Here is a 26,965-nt window from a genome sequence, read left to right as displayed (position 1 = left end):
TATGAAAATAATCTTTATATGGATTTTGCTGTCATTCTTTAATTGTAGTGAAGGCAATAAAGGAAAATCCGTTTCCAACCAAAATATAACACCATCAGTAAACACCAATTTACAAATGACAAAATTTGATATTGCAAAATATGAAGCGAATATAAAAAAAGATCCCTCCTATGAAGGATATGCTAAGGATAAGGATACCTATGTAAAGCAGTATCACGTTATTAAGGATGGATATGTAGAAGAAACCTATACAAAAAGTCTTGTGCAGAACTATGTAGAAGAAGTAATTACCCATAACAGGATCAGGGATATCTATACCTTTGATAATGCAGGTGTATTGCTGTCTGTTAAACATTACTTCGGGAACAATCTGGAAATAGGAAAATGGGGATATTACCAGAATGGCACTGTTGTAAAGACCGAAAATAAAGACGAAAACTATGCATTCGATCTGAATAAGGTTTTAAAATATGGTAAAGATAAAAAAGTAGATTTCACTAAAAATGGTGAAATTTCAAGATCCCAATCTAAGAAATACAATGCCTATGTTTGGGAACTCAACTGGAATACCGGAAAAATGGCTGGTGACGGAGAATCTTATTTGTTTAAAAAAGCAATTATTAACGGAAATACAGGGGCTGAATTAAGTGTAACGGAATACACATTGAATCCGCTTGCACGTTAAAATTAAACTCATCATCTGGTAGAGAATCTGATCACAGATAAAATATTGTTTTAAAAGCATTTTTTTACTAAAGAATGTAAATATAAAACAACAAGCTAAGGAAAATCAAAATATCATTCGGCTATGAGTAGGACGAGAATCGTAAAAGGAACATATACCAAAATATCTCAGGAGGGGCACAGCATGTATTCCAAGGAAAACATCATTACCAATGCCGGAGAGTCTGTAACCGAAACAGGGGAAGCAGGCGGTATAAAATATGGCGGTCCCAAAAGCCCTCCCAAGTCCGAAAAAAGAATCATTGATGTTGTAATGTTTGTAGCAGGAACTACCGATCCTGTGAATACTGCAGGTCTGAAACATCAGGCCAACACCAACTACTGGAGAAGCAGCCAGAATAATTTCTGGAATAAAATAAAAGAAATAAAGCCACAATTTTTAGATCTCCATATTGAAGGTGACTTTTTCAGCTGGTCAGGAGATAATGATACAAAGGAAAGAAATCTTGCTGCAGAAAGGCTATTGGATTTATTTTTAAGAGTATACAAATTCTGGAAAAATCAGGAAGTTCATCTTCATTTAATAGGGCATTCTCATGGTGGAAACGTCATCAATCAATTTACAGAGCTTATAGCAACGGATGTAAAATATCCTAAGCCCTGGAAAGTGAAGAGTATCACCTATTTATCTACTCCGTTCTTCAAGAAGAAACACCAGCTTAACCATAGCAAACTGCATAAAGAATGTAAGATCATCAATGTACACAATGAATATGACCTTACCCAGCAGCTTATTGCCGATTTCAGCTTAGTAAACCTGGAAATTTTTCTGAGAAACTTTCAAATGAAAAGCTTCCAGACAGGATTGGATACCCTAAAGTCAGTAGATACTTCCGCATTTAAGCATTTATTGAATGTATGGATTAATGATGACACCGAGGGGCCCCAACTTTGGAGAGAAACAGCTACAGGTTTAGCAGGAATTAACCAACTTACGGCAGAGTTCATTAATTACCTTGAAAATATAAAGCCAAGCAAGCCAAACCTGACAACGGAAATGGATCAATTTATCAATATATTGAAAATTTTCCAGCACTGGACCTTTACAAGTCACGATACTTTTAATAGAAATAGTCGAAACCGTGCGGGAGGATATGGAAGACCGGAATTTTTTGCAGATCTGGACCTTGCATCAGGAATTGGTGCCATTAATAATCTATTTAGTATAAAAACAGGAGTTACCGATAGTTATATTCTCAACTTTTTAGCTAAAGTTTTTGCCGCTGAAGCTGGTATTACAGATAGTATTGAAGTTACCTCCTGGACACCTGTACATCAGGCAAACGGACTTTCAATCTTAGATGTGAATATTACAACTAAAGACCCTTATCATACAAGAAATAAAAAACTGGTTTCAAGCAGATTTATATCAAGTACCTCAAAAGCGGTTCAAAATAACAATCTTCAGGAAGTATTGATGAGGTTGCTGAGTCAATTTGTAAAGCCAAATAAAGTAAAATATGTAACTTATGCCCTGCATGGAGCAGAAATGTATTTTACAGGTCAAATAGATGCCCAGATTAAAATATTAAGAAAAAATCTTGAAGTCTATATTGATCTTGTGAAAAAATACAATGCCGATTTGGTGACAGAAAAAGATGAACGGGAAATTGCAGATATGATGAAAAGACCGGGAACCGTTCCTTATTTGGCTATGGCTTCACACAGCTTAAGCCATACTGAGTTTTGGCCGCAGGTAGAAGAGGGGTTAAAGAATGCTTTCAGTTCCGGTAAAAACCCTGGTTATAAAAAAAAATAGGACAACAATGAGATTATTAAAATCATTTTTTATTGAATTTTTAATTCTTTTTTTATTCGTTAATATTGTAATAGTGCTTTTCTTGTTTATTGATATTCCCGAAGTACAATTTAACATAAAGACTGTTTTAAATATTATACTGAGATTTGGAATAATATTTTCAATTCCTGTTTCCTTAATTTTAACAGGAAGTCATTTTCTCTATAATAAAATTACTAAAAATGCTTTTTTAAAAATCTTAATAATCATTATCGCACTGGTTTTGCTGTATATCATTTACTATATTTTTTACTGGTATGTAGGAATTAGTGGTTTAATAGATGATCCTTTTGTTCAATAAGATCGCATGGCTTTGAGTAAGAGTAAAATGAAAACATATTGATGGTAAATCATAAATGAAAAGGGATTAAATATCAGTAACGTAATGAAGAAATTAAATTTTTTGCTCTTTATGAGCCTGTCAGCTTTGGCCTTTGGACAAACAACCCGTGAAATCATCAAGGATCTTGACGGAGACTCCATAAAAGATACTATTCGTATCGATAGTGATACGCGCACCCTTATTTGCTTTTTATCTACCCAGAAATTTAAAAAGATACAAAGTGGCGTCATTCAGAAATTGAATTTCGGAAATACATTGGAGCCTACAAAAAAAGGATTTGAATTTTGGAATGATTTCGACAGATCAGGCTTTAGATGTGTTTTTGAATACGATGCCAAGGCAAAGAAAATGCGATTGGTGCAAATGAGAAGAATTGATGATATCCTGAGCTTCGATTACGGAGACGAAGCAAAAGGAGAATCAAAGGTAAACCTTATCACCAATGAGTATGTTGGTAATTTTTATAGAGTATCTCACGGGAAATTACAAAAAATGCCGACTATTAAAACAAAAATGACTTTCCCCGTTACTTATCTGGAAACATTTGGAGATGCCTTGTGTTTTGATTATGAGGAGAAATGCCTCGCCTTATATCAAGAAAACGAAAAAAAATAACCAAGTTACCGAATTAGACAACCATGATGGCCAATGAATAATATAACGACTCATTTAAAATATTTCTCAAAACTATCTGCTGTATTTATCTTCAGTCTATTAAAAATCTATGCAATAGGGATTCTTTCTACTGTAATCACTTTCACGCTCGGAATTTATCTTTTGGCCAACAGTTTAGGTTCGTCTTTAGGACATAGTGGTGCCCTTGCGTTTTTGGTAGCAACAGTAATGGCTAAGCCCGTATCAGCCAGTCTTTTCTATTTGTTAATGATTATTGCCCCCTTTTGTACAGCCATTTTTGCTACAAAATATGCAATGTCAAGGATTATCAGCAGACTAATACAGGATCATTCAAAAACAATATTGATTCCTTTCATAGATAAAATTCTTGATAAGTTTAAAACCAATCAGCCAATAGTTGTTCGTACAAGCGCAGACTATGCTCTGGCCAAGGTTAAGCTTTTGAATGAATTCAAGAACAGTTCAGAAAACAAAATACTTAAACGTATCCTCAGCTATGCTCTGAAAAAAGTAAAATTTGATGAACTGAATCTGGGTGATGAAAATGTCAACTTCTATGACATCATTAAAACTACCCTGATTGAAAAGCTTCAAGAGCTGGCAGAACCCTCAGCCATGCTATTTTATATCTACATTGGGCTTCAATGGTTGAGTCTGATCTTACTCTATCTTTTAAATATTTAAAAAAATAATACCCTGGAAGCAATAATTGGTGTTTTATTTTTGTCGATAAATTGATGATTAAGATAAAAAAATACCGTTATTACTTCTCTAATTGAAGAATTAACTATCTTTATATCGTTTAGAATAAAATATTTAATTTTAGCAAAACAAAGAGAATCCCTTTTGATTCATAGATCACCAATGATGAAAAGTAGAGTTTCCAAACATCAAATAATCTGAATAAGATCATAAACAGAACGCAAATATATTAATATAAGAAAAATTATAAATGGGAGTACTAGTAACCAACGAAACAGTAAAACAGCTATTTCATATTGCTCAGTCGATAGCGAAGGAAAATTATAATGCTACCTACGGAGGTCCGCATATTCTGCAGGCCTTAATGCATAAAGATATTGGTCTTAATGAATTTTTAAAAAATATAGATAAAGATCCCGGCTATTTCTACGAATGGGCGGATGTTCGTATTGAAGAATATCCTAAAACCAATCACCTTCCCGATGAAGTAGGTCAGGATGATGCGGTAGATATCCTTATAGAAGAAGCAGATGATATCCGCTTAAAACTGGGACTGGATGAGGTTACCCCTATCTGTATCCTTACAGCCATTGTAAAGCCTCAGGTTGTTTTTTCATTACAACAACTGAAGTCTCTTCCTTTAAGAGAACATGATATCTTTAATCTGTACAGAAAAGATACCCCTTTTGCCGTTTCAGAAAATGGTGACTTTGCCTCATTATTTTCAAATGGATCAGACTTTACAGATTCATCATTTCCATCCATTAAAAGCTATTGTGTAGACAGAACAGCACAGGCAAGAAACGGAAGTCTGGAAAACATAATAGGTAGAGATAAAGAACTAAGAATGCTGGTTGAAATCCTTTGCCGTAGAAGTAAACCCAACGTAATCATCATTGGAGAGCCTGGCGTAGGAAAAACAGCATTGGTAGAAGGCTTTGCCATCGAAATTACAAAAGGAAATGTTCCGGAAATGCTTAAAAACGGGACCCTTTTAGAACTGGACACAGGTGCATTACTGGCAGGAACTTCATATAAAGGAGAAATAGAAGATCGTCTGAAAAAAGTAATCAATGAATGCAAGAAAATTGAAAAAGCAATTCTTTTTATTGATGAGATTCATACGCTTTTAGATCCAAAGGGCAGTATCGGAAACGTGGCCAATCTATTGAAGCCGGAATTGGCAAGAGGTGAAATCACCGTAATTGGAGCTACAACCCAGGAAGAATATAGAAAAATTATAGAACCGGAACAGGCATTCAACCGTCGTTTTGAAGTGCTAACCGTTAATGAACCGGATGAAAAGACCTGCGTTAAAATGATTGACGTTCTTCTTGACGGGTACAAAAAGCACCACGGCATTGAAGTAGAAAAAACAGCCATTCCGGAATGTGTACGTTTGGCAAAAAGATATGCAAAAGGTAAAAAATTACCGGATGCTGCCATTGACTTGCTAGACAGAACAATGGCTGCCATTAAAATGCTGGACGAACTCTCCGAAAAGGAACTTGGAAGCTGGAAAGAAAGCTATGATGCTATTTTACAAGAAGAATTTCTCGATAATAAAGATAAGGCAGACGAACTGATCTGGACATATAACTTATTGAGAGACAAAATAAGCCCTATTTTATGGGGATCACTAAGTGAGCAGCCTGCTATTGACAACTCAATGCCCGTAGACCAGATTCAGCAAATTATTGAGGATACCTACGCCGAATTGTTAGAACACGCTGCCAAAAAAAGAGAAAAAGTAGACCGTCTGGAACTGGCTGCAGTAATGGCTGCCAAAACCAATATTCCAATTGGAAAGATCCAGGCTCAGGAAAAAGAAAAACTTCTGAATATGGAGTCTCTTCTTTTAAATAGAGTGGTAGGACAGGATCATGCATTGAAAATCCTTTCCGATGCCATTGTTGAAAACCGAAGCGGATTAAATAAACCAGGTCAGCCAATAGGTTCATTCTTCCTGTTAGGGCCTACCGGAACAGGAAAGACCGAACTTGCAAAATCAATGGCAGAATTATTATTCAACGATGAAAAGGCAATGGTTCGTTTCGATATGTCGGAATTTAAAGAAGAACACTCTGCCGCCTTATTATACGGTGCGCCTCCGGGATATGTAGGTTACGAAGAAGGAGGTATGTTGGTCAATAAGATCAGACAACAGCCTTATACCGTTGTTCTGTTTGATGAAATTGAAAAAGCTCACCATTCCGTTTTTGATGTATTCCTTCAGATTATGGACGAAGGAAAAGTACATGATAAGCTTGGAAAAGAAGGAGATTTCAGCAATGCTTTAATCTTATTCACCTCCAATATCGGAAGCGAGGAAATCGTAAAACAGTTTGAAGAAGGTAAAATTCCGGAATCATCCTCATTGATGCAGATTATGTCAAATTCAGGACGATTCAGACCTGAGTTCCTGGCAAGAATTACAGAGATTATTCCTTTTGCACCTATCACAGAATCTATTGCAGAAAGAATATTCAACATCCAGTTAAAATCACTTCATACTTCATTAACAAGACTAGGAATAACCTTAAAGATCACCGATGACGCTGTAAGAAATCTTGCTCTGGGAGGATTTAGCAGTAAATACGGAGCCAGACAAATCTCCGGAGTAATCCGTGCACAGCTGGCAAGACCTATTTCTAAAATGATTGTAAGAGAAGAAGTAAAATCCGGACAAACCATTCATGTAGATTGGAATAAGGATGAAGAAAAGCCAAGCTGGAAAGTAGACTAAATTATAAAATGAAAAGGCTGACCGGCACATTTGCTATTTAGCCTTTTTTACTTTTTTGCTATTAATACATTTAAGATGAAAACTATTGTCAAAAATATCTTTACAGGTGTCATGCTTTTAGGAACTGTGGTTTTAGTAAACGGACAGTTTCTTGCAGCATCAGATACTTCGGAAAGCAGTGTGAAAAAATATCAGGGAATTATTAATTCCAATAAAGATCTTGTTGAGTTTATAGAACAATTGCTCATCCAGAAAGGACTTCCCAAACATTTGAGAAACCTTGCCCTGATTGAATCACACTTTAACAGAAATATTACCTCAGGTGCGGGAGCAGTAGGCATCTGGCAGTTTATGACGGCACATGCCAATCAGTATGGCCTTTCAGAACAGAACCGTACAGATGTTTATAAAAGTACAAAAACAGCTGTTATTTCTCTGGCCAATCTTTACAAAAAGTATAACAACTGGGTAACCGTAGTGGCAGCCTATAATTGTGGTGAAGGAAATATTGCAAAAGCCATGCAGGCAGCAGGTTCCTCACAATATCACGAGTTTTCTCAATATCTTCCCGGAGAAACAATTAATCACGTAAAAAAATATCTGAATGCCTGCTATGCAACAGGGGAGCTTCAGAGCGTTTTAAGTAATTATAACTCATCGCGTATTAATAAAATTTTCTTTGAAGAAGGAAACAGAAAGGTAACAAGTGCAGCACTTTCCGAAACAGAAATCAATGCAGGATTTAGCCTGAAAGTAATTGCAGATGAACTTGATGTAGAAGTCAATGAAATTCTTGCATGGAATCCCGGAATCACAGAAGAATTACAGAAAAAAGGAGAAAGCTCATTCTATCTTCCTGTAGATTTGATGCCCGATTTTCTTCTAAGAAAACATAAGATCCTTACAAGATCTATAAAAGAAGGAAATAGCTTTCAGTAGGAAGTCTCTTTGAATATAAAAATAATGATTGCCGTACTTTTAGTGACGGCTTTTTTTTATGTCTTTTTTAGTTTGTTAAATCATGCTAATTTTTATTAAAAAGTCATAATATTTCTCTTTAGTGTGGAAAATATGTCTTTGTTTTTGTGTTTTGTAATATATGTAAACTGTTTGTTATTAATTGTTTGTGTTTGATTGTTAAATCCAGAGTCGTAGAATTACTACAAAAAGTCGTAGAACTACTACAATTTTTCAGATTTATGTTTAAAAGTTTTTTTTACCAAAAAAGAGCCTCTATATTTGCTACACAATCACCGAATCACAAAATATTATTAACGATTAAAATTTACAAATCATGGCAGAAAGAAATTCGAGAGGAATCTTAAAATTCAACAACGGAGAAGGACAGAAATTATTAAAGATGAACTACAGCGTAGCCAGATCTACAGACGTATCAGGACGTGTAGCATCAGATCCTTCCAATGCATTAATTAAGGTTACAGTAGAAGCTACTGAAAAATCTGACATCCTTGAAAGCTTACTAAACGGAAAATATAAGCCTACAGTAGGAGAAATTGTATTTAACAAATCTCACGAAGAGGGAACATTAATCACTTTGAACTGGCAGAACGGTTATGTCATTCAGCATGAAGTAGATTTCGATGCAGTTGACAGCAACAGTATGTTGATCAGCTTCGTAATCAGTGCTGAAACAATTGACTACGGTACTTCTCAGTACGCTGGACTGTGGCCTTCATCAGGTAAATAAGCCTATTCATCATCTTAGTAAAAATAAAATTGGTACAGGACAGCGCACTCGCAAGAGTATGCTGTCCTGTTTTTTCATGTAGGGAGTAAAGAACTCTTGTCTTAGAGAAAGACCGTGAGAGTAACCTTATATTTTTTGATTCTGTATAGGCTGTACTATCAGCAGTTTATTTAATATTTAACTTAAACACAAAACGCTATGTTTCAGGATGACAAAACAATTAAAGTAGAAAGCCCAAAGAATAATATGACGGCTGGCAAAGAGCAGTTGAAAAATACAGTTCATGAGAATGTTGCCAAAAAAGCAGAAGGAAAAATGAATAAGGTGGGCGAGAAAGTTAAAAAAGTAGCAAAAACAGGCCAACAGGGAGTAAGTGCTGTAGAGGGAGCTAATATGTTTATGAATCAAACTTTCATTCCGAATAATCCGGATATCATTGAAAATAAAGTATGGGCCAAGCAACCCACATCAAAAATACATAATGCTGAAGCTATTCCTGAAAGTTTTATCGCCGGTATTAATCGTGTTGTAAAATTGGATGTGGTGATTGAAGGGAAGATCATTAAACACTTCAAGCATTTTAAGCTGGTACAGAGTGCAGCCAAACATCATGAATTTAGCCTGACATTGGCCCATGATACATTGGGAAGAGCAGAAAACCATAATTTACAAGAAGCACAAAATTTTCTTGGAAAGAGAATTACTGTGATCTTCAAGTATAAAGATATTGACAAAGGCGCTGAACGTAACTTTGTAGGTGTTGTTACAGAAGTGGGATTCAGTCAGGAAAAAGGTAGCCTTGGAAATATAGTTCTTAAGGGATACAGTCCTACTGTACTTCTGGATGCAGCACCTCATATCCAAAGTTTTGGAGGAAGTCAATCAGTTAGTCTGAACAGTATTGCTGACCACGTGATCAGAGAAGGGCTGGGACAAAATAAATTTGATTTCAGGATAGACGCCCAGCATGGGAGTGTCTCCTACAGTTCACAATACGAAGAAACCCATTATAATTACCTTGCCCGAATGGCTGAAGCTTATGGTGAGCAGTTTTACTATGATGGAGAGGTTCTTCACTTTGGAAAACTTCCTCCTCAGGAAAAACCTGTAAAACTAACCTACGGCAGCAGCGTCAATGATATTGCAATCAAAATGAAAGCTCAACACGTAAGTCCAACTTTTTATGGCTACAACAGTAGTAAGCATGAAAAACTGACTGCAGGAAGTTCTAAAATCAACCATACATCAGATATTGCAAGACGTGCCTACGAAATTTCAGAAAAAACCTTTACAACTCCATCTCTAAGAGTAGCTCCTATAAAAGCTACCTCCTTTATGGATATTGATGCTTCCCAAAAAGGAACAGCAGGAAGTAAAGCTTCAGAGGTATTTATTACCTCAGGAACAACCACTGTACCTTTCCTATATCCGGGATGTACAGCCGATATTGAAATGCGTAAATCAGACAGTAATGAAACCTCTTATTTTACCAAGCTGATGATCATGGAGGTTACACATGAAGTAGATGCCCGAGGATATTATGATGGAAAATTTGAAGCGATTGCTGCAGATACAGGATTTATTCCACGGCCGGAATTTGAACAACCAAGAGCGGAAGCTCAGTTTGCAAAAGTAATTTCTAATACAGATCCACAAAATCAAGGGCGGGTTCAGGTACAGTTTGATTGGCAAAGCGGCCCTGATATCACAGAATTTATCCGTGTAATGTCTCCTGATGCAGGAAGCAGTGACAAGGTAGATAAAAACCGTGGTTTTATGTCTATTCCTGAAGTAGGGGATCAGGTGATTATCAATTTTGTACACCAGCATCCTGACCGTCCATTTGTAATGGGAGGTATGTTTCATGGAAATATTGGAGCCGGAGGAGGTGCCGGAAATAATATAATGAGCTTTAGCGGAAGAAGCGGAGCCGAACTAAAATATGATAATGGTGCAGGTTCCATGAATCTTAAAGATCAGGGAGGAGCTAATATGTTTTTTGATGGAGCAGGAAATGTAACCCATAATGCAAATAATGACAGTACAAAGACGGTAGGAAATGACAAAACAGACAAAATTGGTAACAACAAAAAACTGGAAGTTGGCTGCGATCATATTTCAGATGTGGGGAATACCCATAAAGTAGCAGTGGGAGGAAAAAACAGTGTGTTTAAAATGGATAGTAAAGGAGTAATTGATCTAACCGGGATTGAAAAAATCACCCTAAAAGTAGGAACCAGTGAGATTGTAATTACAGGTGATAAAATCAATATAAAGAGTGATAAGGTAGAAATAAATGGATGTGGTGCTACAGCAGTATTTGAAGGAAAAACAACAATTACAGGAACACAGGTTGATATAAATTAATGAAGAATGGAGTTTATAAAATATGAAATAAAAAAAGGAGATACTCTACAATCCATAGCAGAAAAATATGAATTGGATGTAAAAGAATTGCAGACATTTCACAATCAAAACTGTGGTATAACTGAAATTATTTTAAAAGAACATTTTCCACCGCATCTTGAATATCTTCTGATAGAAAAAAATGCAATAAAACAAAAAAAAATACAAAAAGCCAGAAACGGAGAGCTAGAATTTACCCAGCAGGCAAGATATAGATGTGAGCAGATCAACACTTCTAAATTTAATGATAATCTGGTACATTATGTAGAACAAAGATTTCAGTATCTTCTTAAGCATAATCTTTCTATTGAAACAGGCTTTGTAAAATTAGAAGACTATAATAAAGATATATCTCCTAAATTTCTTGAAGAAACTTTTGATTTTATTGAAGCAACAGATAAAATTAAAAATCATGTTTTTTTTAGTCTTGATAATACATCGGGCAAATTGAAAGAAATATTGAATAGAAAAGAGCTTCACAATAATTGGCAGGACTTTAAACAAAAAGATTTTTATAACATGCCATTTATAAAGAAAATTGGAGAGATGAATCCAAGTTCTGTATCCGAATTGTTGCAAATGGGGGATGACCAATTCTCATTATCCAATGAAAATGAAGAAGAGTATTGGAGAAACTTTTTTTACTTCTGTTGTTTTGATCAATATTTGTTTAAAGACAATAACTGGGAAACTGTAAATTTTGATTTTGTATCTACTATTGTTCCTCCGCTGGTTATCCCATTGCGTTTGAGATACGATACGGTAGAAGAAAAAAACGGAATTGTATCCATCAGAAAAGTCGCAGAATGTGAAATGTCTGAACAACTCCTACAAGAAATTAAAGAAAGATATAATGAACTTCATAGAGCAGTTGTAAAATATGATTTTACAGCCTATAAAATTATTTTTCGCTCAACATTAGAAATGGATATGGAAACTAAAATCATCAAGAATGCTAGGGTAGTTTTAAAAGAAGAAATTTCTGATAATATTGAGAATGAATGTATATTTACGTTAAAGAAGTTAGAAAATTTCACTCCATAAATATGAATAATAAAGAATTTAGGTTCCAGGGACTTGATGCGAAAACAGAGCTTAGACTGGCTTTAATATTAATTTTTCCTTCTCTTATTATTATGCTGGGAATTCTGTACGGAAGTCATATTCTTTTCCCAAAAATTCCTTTTTTAATGCCTCTCCTTATGGGTGCTGGCCTTGCTTTGGGAGTAAGCATGATTATTTTAAAACAATTATCAAATCTTATAAAAGATAAGGAATGGATCATAAAAATACAAGGAGATGATCTTAACCTGTTGTTTAGAAAAGAAAATTTCCACGTGAAATTTTCTGATATTCGGATGATAAAGAATATGGGAAATGTAGGTTTAAGATATTTAACCATCAAGACGAAAAATGATGTAATAAAAATAAGGGTTGGGGACACCGGGTTAGCCCCTTTTTCTACACAAGAAGATATAGATCAGCTTGATGCATTTGTTGAATATATCAAACCTTACATAGATACAAACTTTAATAAGAAAATATTGAAAAATGCAGCAGCACCTAATATTATTCCCAACTTTGGAGTATATGTTGCAAAAGGAGAGAAAATAAAGTATTCCATAATAAATAAAATGAAGCCTTGGCAGGTAACCTTATTTATTTTAGGAACTTCGGTATTAGTAATGATACTTTTAATGACAGGATTTCTATACTATATTGATCATAAGTAATTTTTTAAATAATGGCAGTTTATTTACCCGAAAACGTATTTGCAGTTTGTACCAATCAACTAAGCTCAAATTATAAGCAATTTAAATTGAGTGATGACAGACAGATGAGGTCTGTACAACTAGGAAGTCAAAATCGAGTTTTTCTTGTGAAAATAGATAAAAAGTTATCTGATGATTTTACCTGTAAAAGCGGTTGGAGCTCCGGTGCCGGAACTGCAGCCTTTGGAGGCGGAGTTGTAGTAGGAATGCTTTTGTTGGCAGGAGGAGCAGCAACAGTTCCTGTTGCCGGCTGGATTGTTGGAGGAGCCCTCGCCATTGCAGCCATTGGATATGGAATTTGGCAAATGATGCAGACGCCTACATGCAGTGAGATGATTGGTTTTCAGGAAAGTCAGTGGAAAAAGCACCATACTACAGTACGTTTTGATAGTGCTCAAGTTGGGAATAAAGATATGTACTTGGCATTGACAAAAAATTCAATGTTGGCATGCAAAGAGGGAGGAATTTTACTTCCTTTTATCAGTCGTACTTCAGCAATGAATGCAGCGGCAAATATTGCTAATAATAACAGAATAGAAATGGCCGTGAATATCGGTTCAGGATTTATTGCGGGGGTGCTATTTGGGTATAGTATGGGAACTACATTACCCATAGGAGGCTTTTTAGGAGGAGCAAGAACCTTATTTGTATTGAAGCAAACTGCCATTTTTGGGGCATTCTTGCCAGTTGGATATTTTGTTATAAACCGTTTCGCATCATACACAGCTACAGCTACTAATGCTGCATTGGGTGACAATAGCTATGAAAATGCAAAAGGAGCGGTAGAAGATACCACAAGTCTGTTACAGCCTACGGATAGCTGGGATCCATATTCTGTTGCCATGGATGCTAAAGATATTCCTAATATCAGAAACAGAATGAACCAAAATAAAGCTACTAAAAGTGATATTGCAAAGTTCGATGCCGCAGTGGCTGAAGCAGAAAGGCAAGGCTCTTATTCACTTAAAAATAATCCCCAACTTAAAGAAATGATAACGAGAATGAAGAACGGTGAGTTTGGCGCTGCATTGAAAGAGATGATAACCAATAAGAGCAATAATTTGCGAGGAATGGTAAATAAAAAGAATGTTGGAAATGCAGCCAATATTCATAATGAAAATGGAAAAGCTTCCATTAAAGCCAATGTAAGATCGAATATTGAAACTTCAGGAAAAGTTACTGGTGGGATAATTACTTTAATAGCACCATTTATCAGTAGTTTCTTTGCCGAAAGAGCGATAAGAGTGGGAGCAGAAGATTTTGCAAACGACGTTACAAATAGCATAACCGTTAATGCATTGAATGCTTAGTTACATTATTATACAAAATCCGTCATTTATTTTCTTTAAAATATCAGGGATAAAAGAACAGCTTATCATACCTTAATTATATCAATTTTCAAGATCCGATAGTCCAAAATTTTATGAGTCTAAAATTGCTATAAAGAGAATTTTGAAGTATAATATATCTCTTATTGGTGTTATAGTTGATGTTTTATTGTTGATTTTTAATTATGGTTAAAATATTTATTAATAAGGAATTATACACCTGTTTAACTCTTTTGTCGTAGAATTACGACACGAAATCGTAGAACTACTACAAATTTTCAGATTTCCTCCCAAAAGCTTTTTTTTCATTTGCAACGGCTTTATCTTTGTTCTACAATTATTGAATAACAAATATTATTAACGACTAAAATTTACAATCATGGCAGAAAGAAATTCAAGAGGAATTTTAAAATTCAACGGAGGAGAAGGACAAAAATTATTAAAAATGAACTACAGCGTTTCTAGATCTACAGATGTATCAGGACGTGTAGCATCAGATCCTTCTAACGCATTAATTAAGGTTACAGTAGAAGCTACTGAAAAATCTGACATCCTTGAAAGCTTACTAAACGGAAAATATAAGCCTACAAAAGGAGAAATTACTTTCAACAAATCTCACGAAGAAGGAACATTAATCACTTTGAACTGGGAAAACGGATACGTAATTCAGCACGAAGTAGATTTCGATGCAGTTGACAGCAACAGTATGCTAATCAGCTTTGTAATCAGCGCTGAAACAATTGACTACGGTACTTCTCAATACGCTGGACTTTGGCCATCATCTGGTAAATAATCTGGTAACACTTAAAAAAACAAATCAAGACAGTATACTCATTGGGTATACTGTCTTATTTTTGCAGTAAAATACATTAAACACTAAAAACTAAAAAATGCTCAAAAAAATTCTGTTTATTCTAACAATAACAATATTCTCTATTTCCCTAAATGCACAAAGCAATCCTACCTTGTATAAAGGAACAATTAACGGAAAAATGTCCATAACATTATTTATACAGGACATAGAAAATGGTTGTGGCGGAGATCCTTACTACGATGCAATGTATCGGTATGATAAAGTAAGCAATTGGTTACAACTTAGCGTTACAGAAGGAGTGAAGCAACAGTTCGCGATGGTAGAAGAGGGGTTTACAGGACTGATGATTGTAAAAAAAGAGGGTGATATGATGAATGGAACATGGATAAGTCCGGATGGCAAAAAACAGATTCCTGTAGAGTTGAAAAAAGTAACCATAAGTAAAAAAGAAATGGAAAACTATCAGGACAGAATAGAAAAACTGAACTATGAAAATCACGACTGCTAGTTTATTGTTAGAAGATAGAGCTAAAACATTTAATCCCAATAAGGCAGCTTTATATCCAGCATTTCAAAATTTCCCTACTCGAAACGCTCCCTACAAATAGCAAATTATACTCCTATTTTCTTATATTTGTTCATTATAGATAATATGGACGCAACACAAGATAAAAGGCTGTTTCTCATCGATGCCTATGCGATGATTTTCAGAGGATATTACGCATTGATCAGGAATCCAAGGTTAACCAGTAAAGGGCTGGATACTTCCGCAATTTTTGGTTTTACCAATTCATTGATCGAATTGATCAGAAGAGAAAAACCGAGCCACTTAGCCGTAGTTTTTGATGTAGGAAGAGCAAGCGTAAGAACCGATGATTTTGCAGATTACAAAGCCAATAGAAGTGAAACTCCTGAAGCCATTAAAATTGCTGTCCCATACATTCACAGGATTCTGGAAGGAATGCATATTCCTATTCTGGGCGTAGAAGGATATGAAGCAGATGACGTGATAGGTACCATTGCCTGCAAAGCTGAAAAAGAAGGATATACCACTTTTATGGTAACTCCGGATAAAGACTTTGCACAGCTGGTAACAGATAAAATCAAGATTTATAAACCAGGTTTAAAAGGTGGAGATATTGAAATTCTTGGCGTAGAAGAAGTCAAGGCAAAATATGAAATTGAAGACCCTAAACAGGTCATAGATTATTTAGCCATGATGGGTGATGCAGTAGATAATATCCCTGGATTGGAGGGGGTAGGAGAAAAAACTGCCATGAAGTTCCTGAAAGAATTCGGAAGCATTGAAAATCTGCTTGCAAATACCGATAAGCTGAAAGGAAAGCTTAAAGAAAAAGTAGAAGCTTCTGCTGAACGTGGAATTTTGTCCAAAAAGCTAGCCACCATTATATGTGATGCACCTGTAGAGTTTCATCAGGAACAATACGACCTTGAAACTCCGGATTTTGAAAAAGTAAAAGAAGTCTTTGAAGAAATTGAATTCAGAAGACTATATGAAAATCTTTACAGAGCATTCGCCTCTGCACCAGCAGAAACCGTGGTAGAAACTGAAGCAGAAGTGAAGCAGACTCCAACAAGTGCTGAAGTAAAAGGACAGGCAATGCAACTTGATCTTTTTGCCAACTTTGAAGAACTGGATCAGGCGACCACTACAAAAACTTCCATAGAGCACAACGATCATTTATATCAGTTCATCGATAATCCAAAGGCGCAGAAAAAACTTGTAGAAAACCTGTTGAAGCAAAAATCCGTTTGTTTTGATACAGAAACCACTTCATTAAACGAGCTGGAGGCAGAACTGGTAGGAATGAGTTTTTCCTACAAAAAAGGATTGGCATATTATATTCCATTATCTGAAGACAGAAATGAAGTTCTGCAAACACTGGAAATTTTCAGACCATTTTTTGAAAAAGAAGACCTTCTGAAAATTGCACACAACCTAAAATTCGATTATAAAATATTAAAGCAGTACGACATCACCGTGAAAGGTGCCATGTTCGATACTATGATTGCCCACTACCTGTTGAATCCGGACGGAAGACACGGTATGGACTATCTTTCAGAAGTATACCTGAACTATAAACCTGTTTCCATTGAAACCATCATCGGAAAGAAAGGTAAAAAACAAGGAAACTTTAGAGATGCAGATCTGAGAACCCAGACCGATTATGCTGCAGAAGATGCAGACGTAACATTCCAATTGTATGAGTTATTTGCTCCACAATTGAAAAAAGAAAATCTGGAAGAGCTTTTCTACAATATAGAAATGCCTCTGATGGAAGTATTGGCAAAAATGGAACTGACAGGAATTTCTCTTGACGAAAAATGGCTGGCTCAGGAAAGTATAGACCTGGAAAATGATCTGAAACAATTAGAAACTACGATTTTTGAACTTTCAGAAGAAGAATTCAACATGAATTCACCAAAACAATTGGGTGAAATTCTGTTTGAAAAAATGCAGCTTGATCCAAAGGCAAAGAAGACAAAGACGGGGCAATATGCTACCTCAGAAGATGTTCTTCAAAAATTAGCTTCAAAACACGAAATTATCAAACATATTCTTGAATACAGGACTTACCAGAAGCTAAAATCTACCTATGTAGATGCTTTACCATCACAGATAGACAAACATGATAACAGGGTACACACTAACTTCTCACAGACTACGGCGGCTACAGGCCGTTTAGCAAGTGTGAATCCTAATCTACAGAATATTCCGATCAGAACATTGAGAGGACAACAAATTCGTGGAGCCTTCGTTTCAGGAGAAGGAAATAAGATTATTTCTGCCGATTACTCACAGATTGAACTTCGTCTTATCGCTGAAATTTCAGGAGAAGATAATATGATCAAGGCTTTCCAGGATGGTGAAGATATTCACGCTTCAACAGCTGCGAAACTATTCAAAATTCCTTTGGAAGAAGTTTCTAAAACCCAGAGAAGCCAGGCTAAAACAGTAAATTTCGGTATTATTTATGGTCAGGGTGCTTTTGCATTGGCAGAACAAACAGGATTGTCACGTACTGAGGCTAAGCAGATGATTGAAGCCTATTTTGAAACTTATCCGAAACTGAAAGAATACATGGCAGAACAGGTAAATAAAGCCCGTCAGCAAGGATATGTAGAAACAATTTTAGGAAGAAAACGTCATTTAAAAGATATTAATTCCAATAATTTCGTTGTAAGAGGTCATGCAGAAAGAAACGCAGTCAATGCTCCTGTTCAGGGAAGTGCTGCAGATGTTGTAAAACTGGCAATGATTAAAATCGATAGAGAACTGGAAGAACAGCAATTAAAAACCAAAATGCTGCTTCAGGTACATGACGAATTGATATTTGAGTCTCCCGCTGATGAGATTGAAGCCGCTTCAAAATTAATTAAAACTGAAATGGAAAATGCCTTAAAAACACAGGTTCCATTATTGGTGGAGATTGGAGTAGGAGATAACTGGCTGGAAGCTCATTAATAAAAATATACTTTCAAATTTATCTTTGAATGAAAAAAACTTCTGCTTACGAGCGGAAGTTTTTTTTTAATGTAAAAGGAAAATAAAACAGTATAATAGTTTTTTGTTTTAAAATCATCATATTTCTATCAAAAAAATAACCCCTTGTTGATCAGTTTTACAGGCTTTCCCTGTTTATGATATTTCCAGCCAAGTTCTATGGCTTCAGTTATTTTGGATTTGATAAGACTGGGAGTGATTTCCATAGATTCTAGCCCATAAGATTCAGACCTACAAAAACCAATATTGATTAGAAGAATTTGTCCATCGTTTTCATGTTGTACAGGAATTTCATATTCAATATTATGTTTTTCATTGTGTGAAATCTTCTTTCTTATTTTCCAATAAAAAACATCATCAGCAACAATAATCTTTCTAAGTCCCTTTTTTGCGCTAGCCATGGTGTATTAATTTGAGAGAAAGGTTTTATTTTAGATAAAAAAACCTGGCTATAATAGAAAAATACAACCAGGTTTTTAATTTTTGTGATGTTATTTAAACATCAAACTCAATTTCGCCAACATAATACAATTTGTTTTCTTCCCCGTCTACAGAAACAGGATTAGGAATAACAAATCTACTGGCAAAAACGATCGTATTTACAGGGGTATCTAACCCCATTTTATTAAGTTTTTCCTCAAGGATTGGAAGCCATTGATCTGCATAAGAATACTCTGAAAACTTTTCGTAAAGTCCTAATCTTTCATCTTCAAATCCATATTCTATAAAATCATCGTCAAACCATTTGATTCCCTGAGATTCTGCAAATTTTGAAACGTACTGATCATCATTTTCCTCTTCCAGGTAATAATTTTCATCCTCTTCTACAAATTCATAAAAGTCATCTTCATTTTTAAAATATCCCAGCCAGAAGTGAGAAGTTTCTTTGTCCATAATTTATTTTTGTTAATTTCTGAATTCTCTATTTGTCCTTAAAAATGCAAGTTCAGTACCTGCTTTTTTATTTGAAATGTAATATTACAAAAGTTTTTTCTTGAAATCAATTTTTTCATAACCGTATAAAGTCTGGAAATGAAAAATAGTTCTGTAAAATTTTTTATTGTAAATTTATTCTTAGGTTAAAATATTTAAAAATGGAATTTCTTCAGGACCATTATACAGTCAAAAATGAACTGCTTCTTATTTTTATCTCCGTAATTCTGGGATTACTGATCGGGGCTGAACGAGAATACCGTAACAAATCTGCGGGGCTTCGTACTTTCATTTTGGTATGTTTTGGTTCCTGTCTGTTTACCATACTTTCCATCAAAATCGGAGTAGACAATCCGGATCGGTTAGCAGCGAATATTATCACGGGAATAGGGTTTTTAGGAGCAGGAGTAATATTTAAAGGAGAAAATAAAATTGAGGGAATTACCACAGCAACTACCATCTGGGCTACAGCTTCAATAGGAATGGCCGTAGGCTCAGGATATGTCTATTTTTCACTTTTAGGAACAGCTTTGGTATTGATTGTTCTGAGTGCATTAACCTATCTTCAAAGCTTCATTGATAACTATAATAAGGTAAGGGAATATAAAATTGCCGTAACAGATTCAATAGGGTTTAAACATTGTGAAACTATTTTCAAAGACCATCATTTAAAATATTTGATGATAAAACAACAGTATACACAAGGGAATTTAACCGTTACCTGGAGACTTACAGGAAAAAATAATCATCATGAGGAAGTGATTAGGTGCCTGATGGAGGATCCTAAAATAATTGCTTATCAATTTTAAAATAAAGCAAAAAAATAAAGGCCTAAGCCTTTATTTTTATTTCTTCTTGAATACATACAAATCTTTGTTTGGACCGTCAATTTCCTTGCCGTCCATATCCAGTTGGATAAGCATATTTTCACCCACCTTATATTTATAGTTTGCCGTTTTTCCTTTTAAAGTAATAATACTTCCCGTAGTATCCCATGTGAAAGATCCTTTATCCTGGTTCTTAGAATTTCTTTCAAGGTATTCCTCAGTAATGCTGAATGTTTTATCATCATTCAAGGTTAATGAAGTCTTGATTCCCGGACAGTCTGCACAAGGAACTACTGCTTCATAGGTACCATTCCAGTCAAGAGCATTTTCTGAAGTGTCACCAGCCGCTGTGGGGGTCGCTTTTGTGATGCTGTCTGCTACTGGCTGAACGGCCGTTGCAGAGTCTGTAGAGGTGCCAGAGGTTTCAACTGTTTCCTTTTTAGAACAAGAAGCTAGAAACAAAGCTGCTCCTAGTCCCAAAATAAACATTTTGTTTTTCATCATAATAAATAGTTGATTTAAATATTAAACTGACTAGCCATAAACAAAAACTAAGCCAATGAAATAGAAAAAAAGGACCGTGAATTAAAAATAAATAAAACCCCGAAATAGACTTTCAAAGCCTTGAAAAGGACATCTAATGCTTACAGTCAAAATTGTAACGCAAAGATGTTGATTATATATCTTAAAATTATTGGGAGGAATTCTAATTCCGAACCTTTTACTTCTATATTTATTAATACATTGCATATTTTATATCATACAAAATACTTATATCAACTTTTACGGGCGTTTTATGGGGACTATTCCTATTTTTCTTCGTAAATTCGGGCAAAATTTTGATTATGACAAAAAAGATACTTTTATCCGTATTTCTTTTGCCGGCTGCAATGGCATTTGCACAACAATATGGAGGAATGTGGATTCCTACAGAACTGAATGAAAAGGAAATGAAGGATCTGGGAATGAAAATCTCTGCTAAGGATATTTTCAATCCTCAGAAGCCAAGCATTAAGGATGCTGTAGTGCAGTTTAACGGTGGATGTACCGCGGAAATTATTTCTCCAAAAGGATTGTTGTTGACCAATCACCACTGTGGTTATGGTCAGATTCAGGCACACTCTACCGTTCAGAACGATCTTCTTTCAAACGGATTCTGGGCTAAAAATACCAATGGTGAACTTCCTAATCCAGGAGTGAAAGTAGACTTTATTGTAGATATAAAAGAAGCTACAGACCAGGTATTGGAAGGAACAGATAACCTTACAGAACCTGAACTTACCAAAAGAATCAATAACAATATTGAGGTGTATAAAAACTCTCAGAAAATTGAATCTTATCAGTCCATCATGGTAAAGCCAATGTACTATGGAAACAAGTACTACGCTTACACCATAGAAACCTATAAGGACATCCGTCTTGTAGGGGCACCGCCTCAAAGCATAGGGAAGTTCGGAAGTGATACTGATAACTGGGTTTGGCCTAGACATACGGGAGATTTCTCAATGTTCAGAATCTATGCAGACAAAAACAATAAGCCTGCAGAATATTCCAAAGACAATGTACCTTACGTTCCAAAGCATTATTTACCGGTTTCTATAAAGGATAAAAACGAAAACGATTTTACATTTGTATTCGGTTTCCCTGGAAAAACTACAGAATATCTTCCTGCAATAGCGGTAGAGAAGATTATGAAAGATATTGATCCTGCAAGAATTGCTGTACGTGATGTAGCTTTAAAGACATTGGATGAAAAAATGCGTGTAGATAGTGAAACACGTATTAAATATGCTTCAAAGTATGCCTCTGTTGCCAATTACTGGAAAAAATGGATCGGTGAAGTAGAAGGATTAAAGAAATCCAATGCTGTTGAGAAAAAAGTAATGTATGAAGGTTCTTTAGTTTCTAAAAATCCTGAAATCAAGACTACTTTAGATCAATTGAACAAACTTTACAATGATCAGGCTCCTTATGCATTAAACAATGCTTACTATACAGAAGTGGTAAAAAATGCAGAGACATTAAAGCTGGCAGGAGACTATTATGATTTTGTAGCTTCCGTAGAAGCAGGCAGAATGGATGAGAAAGAACTTACAAAGCTAAAAACAAAGCTAACTTCTTTCTATAAGGACTACAGTGCAGAACTGGATGCAAGAGTAACAGCAAAATTATTAGCTTTATATGCCAATAAAACGGCACCACAGTTTTTACCTGCAGGTTTCAACAAATATAAAGATGAAAATGCAAATATTCCTGTAGTGGAAGAGATGTCTAAAAACTCTATCATCTCAGGAAGAACTGCTGTAAATGGAGGGACCTTAACTACAGATATTGATAAAGCATTCTCTAATCAGGATAAGCTGATCAAAACATTAAAGAAAGATCCTATTTATCAATTGTATGTTTCCATGAAAGAAACCTATACGAAGACCGCTGATCCTCAATTTTCTTCACTTCAGGCAAAAATTGATGCTATGCAGAAGAAGTTTATGGCTCAGCAGATGGAAACTGATAAAGACAGAAAATTCTTCCCGGATGCAAATTCAACCCTTCGTGTAACGTATGGTAAAGTAAAAGGATCTGCTCCAAGAGATGCAGTTTCTTACGGTTATCAGACTCACCTGGCTGGAGTAATGGAAAAATATGTTCCGGGAGATTATGAATTTGATGTTCCTAAGAAGCTGATTGAACTTTACAATAAAAAAGATTTCGGAATCTATAAAGACAAAACTGGTGATGTTCCTGTTGGGTTTACTGCAACCAACCATACTACAGGAGGAAACTCAGGAAGTCCGGCCCTGGATGCGAATGGAAATCTGGTAGGATTGAACTTCGACAGGCAGTGGGAGGGAACTATGAGTGATATTAACTACGATCCTCGTTTCAGTAGAAACATTATGGTAGATACAAAATATATCCTTTTCATCATTGAGAAATTTGCCGATTCAAAATGGCTAGTTGATGAAATGAAAGTGATCAAATAAATAATTACAGAAACCTATTTAATCAAAAATTAAATAGGTTTTTTGTTTTAGGGATGCCTTGTAACCTATTGAAATTAAAAAAGATATTTAAGATTTCAATTAATACTCCATAATATTGGCGGGCATTTCGAAAGAAGTTCAATTATTGAAATTCTCTGGATGAGTGAAGAAGGAAGTCTTTTAATAGGAGATACCCTGTATTTATCCCCATCCATGAAGCACTTTGCAACAATGAGAAGTTATCCAAACAAAATTCCTTTCCCGCAGATTGAAATTAAAAAGAATAGAAAAGCGATTTGAAGAGATCAGTTTTGATACCATTTATGGTTTCTATTCCTATCAAAATGTAGAAAAGAATGTCAGAGAAGTTGTAAAAAATTCGTTTGTTAAATATCAACAAAAAATCCCGGTTATTCCGGGATCTTTTGTTTTTAATGGGTGCCATTTTCTAATGCCCAAATATATCTTCTAGATTAAGTTCTGTAAATGTTCCCATCTTTCCAACAGCTTCCATGTTAAGGTTTTCCTTTTTACCAATAATGGCTGTATTGAAATGTACAGGCTTGATTTCTGTTTGATAAAACTTCTTGATATCTTCAAATGTCAAACTTTGGATCTCTTCATAAATATCTTTTCTGAAATCATGATAAATACCCAGTTTCTTGAGATTTAAAGTATTGAAGAAAATATTGTTTCTGATAACTCTGGTTGATGCAATTTGTTTCAGAGCTGCATTCTTAGCATTTTCAAATTGGATAGGTACCTCAGGAAGTTCATTCATCAGTTCATTCATCGTGTCCACAGCAATCATGAGCTTGTCCGGCTGGGTTCCTATATAAGTTGTAATATAATCCGGATGCTTTAATTCGGCATTGGCAGCGTAGGAGACGTAGGCAGAATAAGCAAGACTTTTACTTTCACGGATCTCCTGGAAAACAATTGAAGATAATCCTCTTCCAAAATATTCATTAAAAACATTGATTTTTCCAAAATGAGACGGATTAACCAGATCTCCCTTTCCAATCTTACTCATTTCCATCTGAACCATGTCATAGTCTGTAAAATAAACGTTTCCTCCTGTAGCAGGTTCAGGATATTGTCTGGCTTCCGGCATCTGAAGACTTTCTTCCTCAATATACTGGCCAATATACCCTTTGAATCTTTCAAAATCCTTTCCATAAAAGAAAACCTGATAAGGATATTTGAAAAGCAACTTCATACGGTCTGTGAATACTTCAGCTTTGCTGCCTTCAAGCTCTTCCTTAGAGATAACATCCGTAAATCGTGAAGTACTTCCCAATTTGGTATAATTGATGAGTGCTGTCATAATACGGTTTTTATCCCGCTTCATAGCCTGACGGTTTTCCAGAACAGTTCCTACAAATTGCTGATAGATTTCCTGGTTGGGCTGTACATTATACATCCAGTTCTGCAAAAGAGAAATTCCTTTTTCAATATTCTCCTCCAATCCACTCAGAGAGATAAGCAACTGATTATTGGAAGTTTTAAAATTATTGCTTACCCCGATTTTGAAAAATTCCTTTTTTAAATCCTCAGGAGAAAGATCATGAGTTCCTAAATATTGCAGTAATTGCGTAGAAATTCCCAGCTCCCTATCATTATCACTTCCAAAAGGAAATATAAAGTGTACCTGGGCCATATCATTGTATTTATTTCTTACAAAGCTTAATTTCTTACCCTTAGCTTCATCAGTAGTAATCTCTTTTTGATAGTTGATAAATTCAGGTTGTATATCTTCCGTTTTTTCAGATAATATCTCCTTTAAAAACTCAGATTGTGTATCACGGTTTATTTTAATAGGAGTAATGCCTGGGTTTTCAACTCTTATTAACCTTTCATTAACCCCTTTCTCCTTATTAATAACAATATAGTTATCCTTGAAAAAAGCATTGGCAAAATTGATAATATCTTCTTTTGTAAAGCTAGCATACTCATCCATTTCATTCAGTTCCTGTTCCCAGCTTCTCCCTTTTATATAAATGTCATAAAGAGTAGTGGCAAGGCCCTCCGATGTTTCAAGGCCTTTCATTCTTTGGAGTTTAAAGTCATTGATGATTGCAGGAAGCATCCAGTCTGGGAAATCACCTTTTTTTACAAGATCAATTTCCGCTAAAACCATTTCAGTGGCTTCTTCCAGAGTTTGGGTTTCCTTGGGAACAGCCACAATGGAAAAATAACCATATTGCTTTAAACCTACAGAGAAAGCCTGTGCCCAAAGCATTTTTTGAGTCTGGTTGATGTGAAGGTCCAATAGTCCTGCCTCACCTCTGTTGCTCAGAATGTTGGCAAGAACATCTGCAAGCATTGCTTCTCTGGTTCCATAGCTGTCAGTTCTCCAGGCTAATTGAACCCTTGGAGTTGTAGGACTTTTTACAGTCTTTTTTACAATCTTGGTAATAGGCTCTTCAACAATTGGTGTTTTTTTCGGCAACTCCTTATAGGGAAGAGTTCCAAAATATTGATCAACTAATTGGATGGTCTCCTCAAAATTAAGATCTCCCACCAAAACCATGGCATAATTATTAGGAACATAATATTCATCAAAATACTTATGGATGGCCTGCATAGACGGGTTTTTCAAATGCTCGGGATTGCCCAGCGTAGTTTGTTGTCCATTAGGGTGAGTAGGGAAAAGAGCTGCCATTAGTTCATAGTTGACAAGTCTTGTGTCATTATCCTGCGCTCTGTTGAATTCCTCATACACAGACTCCAGCTCAGTATGGAAAAGTCGAAGTACAATCTCAGAAAATCTGTCTTTTTCTACTTTAAGCCATTTTTCAAGTTCATTATTAGGAATATTATTTTTGTAAACCGTTTCATCAAACCAGGTGTGGGCATTAGTTCCACTCGCTCCAAGTGAAGAAATAGCCTTGTCATACTCATTAGCAATGGCATATTGACTGGCTTCCTGAGAAACTTCATCAATCTTTTTATAGATTTCCTTTTTCTTTTCAGAATCTTGTTCAGCTTTATGTTCTTCAAATAGCGTTGAGATCTGATCAAGAAGTACTTTCTCTTTCTCCCAATTTTGAGTACCTAGCTTAGAGGTACCTTTGAACATCATATGTTCAAGATAATGAGCTAACCCCGTATTATCTGCAGGGTCATTATTGCTCCCCGTTCTCACTGGAATAAACGTTTGTATTCTTGGTGCATCGAAATTTTGAGCAAGGAAAACCTTTAAACCATTTTTCAATGTATAGGCTCTTACCTTATTCTCATCGTGTGTTACTGCAGTATATTCGTATTGATTGTTATCTGTATGAATCGTTTCTTTATATCTTCTGTCTGTCATATATAAGCTCATTTCATTCCTTGTAGAATAAGAATGTGATACAAATGTAAGCAATCAAAAAAAAAGGTTCCCCGATTTTTATGACTATTACATCTATTATTATAGTTGAAAACCTGAATCACAAATTAAGAATGCGATATTTATCCCTAGTAGACAATAATAATATCCTATCACCACATTCATATTCTCCAGTACTTCTACTTTCAAGTCCTAAAACTTTTCAGGAGCTTTATCCTGCTATTCACTTCTACTCCTCGCGCCAGGCGTCCCCAATCCAGGTCCACCCGCTTCCCGATCCCTGCTGCGGGGTAACCGTTGCTATCAGGGCTATGGAAGATGTCGTATATATAAATATAGATTGTGAACACCCACCCACATTCAC

At 35.4% G+C, this 26,965-nt stretch carries 21 protein-coding genes; 17 read left to right on the top strand and 4 right to left on the bottom strand.

Annotation, left to right across the window (positions count from 1 at the left end):
* Position 1: 1 nt before the first annotated feature.
* The 14 genes from C7D53_RS14430 (at position 2) to polA (ending at position 18,484) form a co-directional block, all read left to right on the top strand.
* On the top strand, positions 2 to 685 hold the full coding sequence (locus C7D53_RS14430; protein ID WP_162926183.1) for a hypothetical protein: 684 nt from the start codon (positions 2 to 4) through the stop codon (positions 683 to 685).
* A gap of 123 nt (positions 686 to 808) precedes the next feature.
* Complete coding sequence (locus C7D53_RS14425) at positions 809 to 2,503, top strand: lipase family protein (protein ID WP_106917154.1); 1,695 nt, start codon at positions 809 to 811, stop codon at positions 2,501 to 2,503.
* A gap of 424 nt (positions 2,504 to 2,927) precedes the next feature.
* Positions 2,928 to 3,500, top strand: coding sequence for a hypothetical protein (locus C7D53_RS14415; RefSeq protein ID WP_162926182.1), 573 nt, complete (start codon positions 2,928 to 2,930; stop codon positions 3,498 to 3,500).
* A gap of 33 nt (positions 3,501 to 3,533) precedes the next feature.
* Positions 3,534 to 4,205 (top strand): hypothetical protein, encoded by a 672-nt coding sequence (locus tag C7D53_RS14410; RefSeq protein WP_106917151.1) that lies wholly within the window; start codon positions 3,534 to 3,536, stop codon positions 4,203 to 4,205.
* A 268-nt stretch (positions 4,206 to 4,473) separates the two neighbouring features.
* The gene (locus C7D53_RS14405) at positions 4,474 to 6,969 is read left to right on the top strand and encodes an ATP-dependent Clp protease ATP-binding subunit (protein WP_106917150.1); all 2,496 of its coding nucleotides are present in this window, start codon (positions 4,474 to 4,476) and stop codon (positions 6,967 to 6,969) included.
* A gap of 75 nt (positions 6,970 to 7,044) precedes the next feature.
* On the top strand, positions 7,045 to 7,908 hold the full coding sequence (locus C7D53_RS14400) for a lytic transglycosylase domain-containing protein (RefSeq protein WP_106917149.1): 864 nt from the start codon (positions 7,045 to 7,047) through the stop codon (positions 7,906 to 7,908).
* 355 nt (positions 7,909 to 8,263) lie between these two features.
* Positions 8,264 to 8,677, top strand: a complete 414-nt coding sequence (gene tssD, locus C7D53_RS14395) for a type VI secretion system tube protein TssD (RefSeq protein ID WP_106917148.1) — start codon at positions 8,264 to 8,266, stop codon at positions 8,675 to 8,677.
* A gap of 198 nt (positions 8,678 to 8,875) precedes the next feature.
* Positions 8,876 to 11,044 carry a type VI secretion system Vgr family protein gene (locus C7D53_RS14390; protein WP_106917147.1) on the top strand — a complete coding sequence of 723 codons (2,169 nt, stop codon included), beginning with the start codon at positions 8,876 to 8,878 and terminating at the stop codon, positions 11,042 to 11,044.
* 6 nt (positions 11,045 to 11,050) lie between these two features.
* Positions 11,051 to 12,127 (top strand): LysM peptidoglycan-binding domain-containing protein, encoded by a 1,077-nt coding sequence (locus tag C7D53_RS14385; RefSeq protein ID WP_106917146.1) that lies wholly within the window; start codon positions 11,051 to 11,053, stop codon positions 12,125 to 12,127.
* A gap of 2 nt (positions 12,128 to 12,129) precedes the next feature.
* Complete coding sequence (locus C7D53_RS14380) at positions 12,130 to 12,816, top strand: hypothetical protein (RefSeq protein WP_162926181.1); 687 nt, start codon at positions 12,130 to 12,132, stop codon at positions 12,814 to 12,816.
* Between the two features lie 11 nt (positions 12,817 to 12,827).
* The gene (locus tag C7D53_RS14375) at positions 12,828 to 14,165 is read left to right on the top strand and encodes a hypothetical protein (RefSeq protein ID WP_106917144.1); all 1,338 of its coding nucleotides are present in this window, start codon (positions 12,828 to 12,830) and stop codon (positions 14,163 to 14,165) included.
* A 397-nt stretch (positions 14,166 to 14,562) separates the two neighbouring features.
* A complete protein-coding gene (gene tssD / locus C7D53_RS14370) occupies positions 14,563 to 14,976 on the top strand; it encodes a type VI secretion system tube protein TssD (RefSeq protein WP_084086641.1) in 414 nt (137 codons plus the stop codon).
* A 97-nt stretch (positions 14,977 to 15,073) separates the two neighbouring features.
* Entirely contained in the window at positions 15,074 to 15,505 is a 432-nt protein-coding gene (locus C7D53_RS14365) for a hypothetical protein (RefSeq protein ID WP_106917143.1), read from the top strand.
* Between the two features lie 144 nt (positions 15,506 to 15,649).
* Complete coding sequence (polA, locus tag C7D53_RS14360) at positions 15,650 to 18,484, top strand: DNA polymerase I (RefSeq protein WP_106917142.1); 2,835 nt, start codon at positions 15,650 to 15,652, stop codon at positions 18,482 to 18,484.
* A 128-nt stretch (positions 18,485 to 18,612) separates the two neighbouring features.
* On the opposite strand, the gene C7D53_RS14355 is transcribed toward polA, so the two are convergent.
* Together C7D53_RS14355 and C7D53_RS14350 are read right to left on the bottom strand one after the other, a co-directional pair.
* A complete protein-coding gene (locus tag C7D53_RS14355) occupies positions 18,613 to 18,924 on the bottom strand; it encodes a hypothetical protein (protein ID WP_106917141.1) in 312 nt (103 codons plus the stop codon).
* Between the two features lie 94 nt (positions 18,925 to 19,018).
* Positions 19,019 to 19,417: an immunity 22 family protein gene (locus C7D53_RS14350; protein WP_106917140.1), complete on the bottom strand. Its 399-nt coding sequence runs from the start codon at positions 19,415 to 19,417 to the stop codon at positions 19,019 to 19,021.
* Between the two features lie 200 nt (positions 19,418 to 19,617).
* On the opposite strand from C7D53_RS14350, the gene C7D53_RS14345 reads away from it, so the two are divergent.
* Entirely contained in the window at positions 19,618 to 20,265 is a 648-nt protein-coding gene (locus C7D53_RS14345) for an MgtC/SapB family protein (RefSeq protein ID WP_106917139.1), read from the top strand.
* Positions 20,266 to 20,301: 36 nt separating this feature from the next.
* Here C7D53_RS14345 and C7D53_RS14340 read toward each other — a convergent pair whose 3' ends face one another.
* On the bottom strand, positions 20,302 to 20,787 hold the full coding sequence (locus C7D53_RS14340; protein WP_228422361.1) for a copper resistance protein NlpE: 486 nt from the start codon (positions 20,785 to 20,787) through the stop codon (positions 20,302 to 20,304).
* A gap of 341 nt (positions 20,788 to 21,128) precedes the next feature.
* Between C7D53_RS14340 and C7D53_RS14335 the strand changes: the two genes are divergently transcribed.
* Both C7D53_RS14335 and C7D53_RS20960 read left to right on the top strand, forming a co-directional pair.
* Positions 21,129 to 23,267 (top strand): S46 family peptidase, encoded by a 2,139-nt coding sequence (locus C7D53_RS14335; protein WP_106917137.1) that lies wholly within the window; start codon positions 21,129 to 21,131, stop codon positions 23,265 to 23,267.
* A gap of 159 nt (positions 23,268 to 23,426) precedes the next feature.
* Positions 23,427 to 23,567, top strand: coding sequence for a hypothetical protein (locus C7D53_RS20960; protein ID WP_162926180.1), 141 nt, complete (start codon positions 23,427 to 23,429; stop codon positions 23,565 to 23,567).
* Between the two features lie 148 nt (positions 23,568 to 23,715).
* On the opposite strand, the gene C7D53_RS14330 is transcribed toward C7D53_RS20960, so the two are convergent.
* On the bottom strand, positions 23,716 to 26,583 hold the full coding sequence (locus C7D53_RS14330) for a M16 family metallopeptidase (RefSeq protein WP_106917427.1): 2,868 nt from the start codon (positions 26,581 to 26,583) through the stop codon (positions 23,716 to 23,718).
* Between the last annotated feature and the right edge of the window lie 382 nt (positions 26,584 to 26,965).

The sequence above is a fragment of the Chryseobacterium aurantiacum genome, assembly GCF_003020585.1.
GTDB lineage: Bacteria > Bacteroidota > Bacteroidia > Flavobacteriales > Weeksellaceae > Chryseobacterium > Chryseobacterium aurantiacum.
Note: the sequence above shows the minus strand (reverse complement) of the source record. Positions and strands in the feature narration are given on the sequence as shown.